Here is a 4,420-nt window from a genome sequence, read left to right on the forward strand (position 1 = left end):
GTGTCCGCCTTGCGGTTCTCCTTGTCGAGCCGGTCCGTCACCTGGTCGTTCACGGCCTCCACGAAGGCGTCCTGCTTGGCCTTCTGGAGGGATTCGGCCTCCACCTCGGTGTGCCACAACAGGCATCGGGCGGCGCCCGGAAGACCGAGGAAGGCGTGTTCGGCGAGCTTGCGGTTCTCGCCCGTCATGGACTTCGCCGCGCGCATTCCGCGGCCCCCCGCGGGTTTCCTCAGGGCCGGCAGGGCGTCGCATATCCGGTCGTCCGCCGCCCAGGTCCGGACGGTGTCCCGCACCGTCACGAGGAGTTCGGGCCGCAGCGCGAGAGCCTGCTCGCCCTCGCCCAAACGGTCGAGGACGTGCTGGAAGGAAGCGTCGGTCACCAGGGAGGCGACCCGCGACGAAGTGGCGAGGCAGATCACCGCGTAGTCGTACGCCGGCCGCCAGTGCCGGGCCGTCAGCAGGGCGACGGGGCGCGTGGTGTCGGCCTCCGCCCCGCCTCTGAGCACAGCGGCGAGTTCGTCGTCGGGCTCGCCGAAATATCCGCCCGGCGGACGATCGGGCAGCGGCGGGTGGGGGGTGCGCACGGGAGCGGGTTCCTTCCGAGGTGCAAGGTGGCACACAGGTCGTGCTTGCCCGTCGAAAAGGAATCCCGATTGGTGTGGACCTTTTGACGGAGCGCCGGGAGAACGGCCGGGGACGAAGGCCGTGCGGCGACCGTCGCTCAGGGAGCCTCTTGGGCTCGTCGACAGCCGGGAATGGCGAACAGCGATTCAGACCCGGCCCTTGACCAAGCGCGGGAGGCTCACCCTCGCACAACACACTCGTCACCAACAAGGCGCACGGGCGAGATCAGCCTTATTGAAATCCCGTCAAAAGCGAACGGCGGCCCGGCGGGGCCGTACCGGCCCTCCCCGCTTCCCGCGCCCCGTGCGAACCGTGCGCGCGCACCGGGTTCTCACGCACGCTCCCTGCGTACGGAGCACCACCGTCCGCGGATCCGTGCGCAGGGTCGTCCCGCACGCACGACTGTCCGGGCTCTTCGTGTTCGAGGGTGCGCACGACGCCCAGCCACTACTCTGGGACCGGACGACGCGCAGGTTCACTGTGAGTGTGCGTACAAGGGAAAGTGGCGACGATGAGCCCGGTCCACCCTCTCGACGAGGCCGCCACCGCACGGGCGGTCATCGACGGGAACGGCACCCTGATCCACTGGAGCGAGGGCGCCCGCCGGCTCCTCGGTCACACCTCCGAGGAGGTCGAGGGCCGCCCGGCGGCGGATCTCCTGGCCCCCGGAACCCCGGGTTCGCTCCCGGGGTCGGCCGGCGACCGCCGGTACGGAGTGCTCGCCCTGCGCCACCGCGACGGCCGGATCCTGTCCGTGTGGCTGCTCGCCCACCGTCTGGAGCGGGACGGGGCCTGGCTCGTGGTCACCCCGCTGGAGCGCCGGGAACCCCGCGCCCTCCAGGACCCGCTGATCCGCGCCGTCCTCGCGCAGGCGCCCTGCGCCATGGCCGTCTACGACGAGCGGCTGCGGCTGTACGGCCTCAACGACGCGATGTCCGAGGTGACCGGCCTCCCCGAGGACCGCATCCGGGGTCTCAGGGTCTCCGAGATCGGCTCCCGGCGGAACGGCGAGCTGGTCGAACGGGAGATGACCGAGGTCCTCGCGTCCGGCCGGGCCCGTGCCGTGGAGACGTACGCGCGCGGCGGCGGCGAGGATCGGGCGCACCACTGGCTCGTGCGGATCGCCCCGCTCACCGACACCCATGGACGCGTGATCGGCGTGTGTGTGTCCGCGCACGACTTCACCGAGCAGTACCGCGCCCGCGAGCGGCTCCAGTTGGTCAACGAGGCGAGCGTGCGCATCGGCACCACCCTCGACGTCACCCGGACGGCCCAGGAGCTGGCCGACGTCTGCGTCCCCGCCCTCGCCGACTTCGTCAGCGTCGACCTCCTCGACCCCCCGGAGGACGGCGGCGAGTACGACGTCGGGCCCCCGGCCGCCCCGGTCACGCTCCGCCGTGCCGCCCACCGGTCGGTGAACGAGGGCAGCCCGGAGGCGGTCCTCGAACCCGGCGACGTCGACGTCTATCCCGCGTCCTCGCCGCAGGCCGACTCGCTGATCGCCGGCCGGCCCCTCGTCGCGCCGAACGCGGCCGGCACGCTGGAGGAGTGGCTGAGCTCGGACGGACCGCGCGGCAGACGTGTGCGGGAGTACGGCGTCCACGCCACCATGTCGGTGCCCGTCCGGGCCCGCGGCCGGACCCTCGGTGTGGTCGTCCTCAGCCGGTTCCGGCGGCCCGACCCCTTCACCGCGGACGACGTGCTGCTCGCCGAGGAGGTCACGGCCCGGGCCGCCGTCTGCATCGACAACGCCCGCCGCTTCTCGCGCGAGCGGCAGACCGCGCTGGCCCTGCAGCGCAGTCTCCTCCCCCAGTCCCTCCCCCGGACGGCGGCCCTGGAGGCGGCTTCGCGCTATCTGCCCGCGGCGCGTGCCGGGGTCGGCGGCGACTGGTTCGACGTGATCCCGCTGTCCGGGATGCGGGTCGCCATGGTCGTCGGCGATGTCATCGGCAACGGCATCCAGGCCTCGGCGACCATGGGCCGGCTGCGCACCGCCGTCCGTACCCTCGCCGACATCGATCTGGCCCCGGACGAACTGCTCACCCACCTCGACGACCTCGTCGTACGGCTCTCGGCCGAGGCCGGGGCCGAGGGGACCACCGGAGAGGTGGGCGCCACCTGCGTCTACGCGGTGTACGACCCGGTCTCCCGGCGCTGCACGCTCGCCAGCGCGGGCCATCCGCCGCCCGTCGTCCTGCCGCCGGACGGGCCGCCCCGGCAGATCGACGTGCCTCCAGGTCCGGCTCTCGGCCTGGGCGGGCTGCCCTTCGAGTCGGTCGAACTCGACCTGGCCGAGGGCACGGTGCTCGCGCTGTACACCGACGGCCTGCTGGAGAGCCGCGACCGGGACGTCGAGGCCGGCCTCGGGCTGTTCTGCCGGGCCCTCGAGGAGTCGTCGCGGGATCTGGAGGGGGCGGCCCACGCGATCCTCCAGGCGTTGCTTCCCGTGGGCGGCGCGCCGGACGACGTGGCGCTGCTGCTCGCCCGTACGCAAGGCCTCGCCCCGTCCAACGTGGCGACCTGGGACATCCCCGCCGACCCCGCCCTCGTCGCGCCGATCCGCAAGCAGGTCGCCGATCAACTGGAACGCTGGGGCCTGACCGTGGCCACCTTCACGGTCGAACTGGTGGTGAGCGAACTGGTCACCAACGCCATCCGCTACGGCGAGCCGCCCATCAGGCTGCGGCTCATCCACGACACCGAGATCCTGATCTGCGAGGTCTCGGACAGCAGTCACACCGCGCCGCATCTGCGCCGGGCGAAGACGTTCGACGAGGGCGGGCGCGGGCTGCTCCTCGTGGCCCAGCTCACCCAGCGCTGGGGCAGCCGGCACACGCCGGAGGGCAAGACCATCTGGGCGGAGCTGTCTCTCCTCGGCGAGGAATGAGCGCCGTTCGGGGACCGGCCGACGACGAGTGAGCGCCGTTCGGAGACCTTTCGGCGACGAGTGAGCGCCTTTGGGGGACCGTTCGACGACCCGGCGTCGCGGCCGTTCGGAGCGGGAGGCCGGGCGGGGCGGCGACGCGACGGGAGGGCGTTCACGGGCCTGCGCCGCCCCGTCTGATGTGATGGAGGGCGCCGCCATCACCGCCCGGAGGAACACCATCCTGAACAGCCCGCTCGTCCAAGGCATCCTCGGCGCGACCGGCACCCCTCTGGCCACCGCTCTCGCGAGCCCGTTCGCCGAGGCCCTGTCCGTCGTCCTGCTCGCGGCCGTCCTCGTGTGCGCGGTCGTCCGGCCGTTCAACTGGCCGGAGGCGGTCGTGGCCGTGCCGGCCGCGGGCCTGGTCCTGGCCACCGGGGCGATCTCCTGGGACCACACCCGCGCGGAGGCCGCTCATCTGGGTCCGGTGATCGGCTTCCTGGCGGCGGTCCTCGTCCTGGCCAAGTACTGCGACGACGAAGGGCTCTTCCAGGCGTGCGGGGCCTGGATGGCGCGCTGGGCCGCGGGGCAGCCGGGCCGGCTGCTGACCGCGGTGTTCGTGCTCGCCTCGGCGATCACGGCGGTGCTCAGCCTGGACGCCACCATCGTGCTGCTCACCCCCGTCGTCTTCGCGACGGCGGCGCGGATGGGGGCACGTCCGAAGCCGCACGTGTACGCGTGCACCCACCTGTCGAACACCGCCTCGCTGCTCCTGCCGGTCTCCAACCTCACCAACCTGCTGGCGTTCACCGCCAGCGGTCTGAGCTTCACCCGGTTCGCCGCGCTGATGGTGCTGCCCTGGCTGGTCGCGATCGGCGCGGAGTACGTGGTCTTCCGGCGCTTCTTCGCCCGTGACCTCGCGGCGGGCGCGCC

General features: G+C 72.7%; 2 protein-coding genes and 1 pseudogene. 2 read left to right on the forward strand and 1 reads right to left on the reverse strand.

The features are described from left to right. Positions 1–584, reverse strand: a pseudogene (locus tag ACWEBX_RS37530) (hypothetical protein); the annotation flags it as partial. A gap of 551 nt (positions 585–1,135) precedes the next feature. On the opposite strand from ACWEBX_RS37530, the gene ACWEBX_RS37535 reads away from it, so the two are divergent. Both ACWEBX_RS37535 and ACWEBX_RS37540 read left to right on the forward strand, forming a co-directional pair. Continuing rightward, positions 1,136–3,511, forward strand: a complete 2,376-nt coding sequence (locus ACWEBX_RS37535) for a SpoIIE family protein phosphatase (RefSeq protein ID WP_451889218.1) — start codon at positions 1,136–1,138, stop codon at positions 3,509–3,511. 181 nt (positions 3,512–3,692) lie between these two features. Continuing rightward, positions 3,693–4,420 (forward strand): SLC13 family permease (locus ACWEBX_RS37540; protein WP_451889219.1); only part of this gene is annotated, 728 nt, incomplete at its 3' end.

It is taken from the genome of Streptomyces sp. NPDC005070 (assembly GCF_053600395.1).

Excerpts from the sequence above, each read along its gene's own strand:
- ACWEBX_RS37535 (WP_451889218.1), top strand. The coding sequence starts at position 1,136 with ATGAGCCCGGTCCACCCTCTCGACGAGGCCGCCACCGCACGGGCGGTC.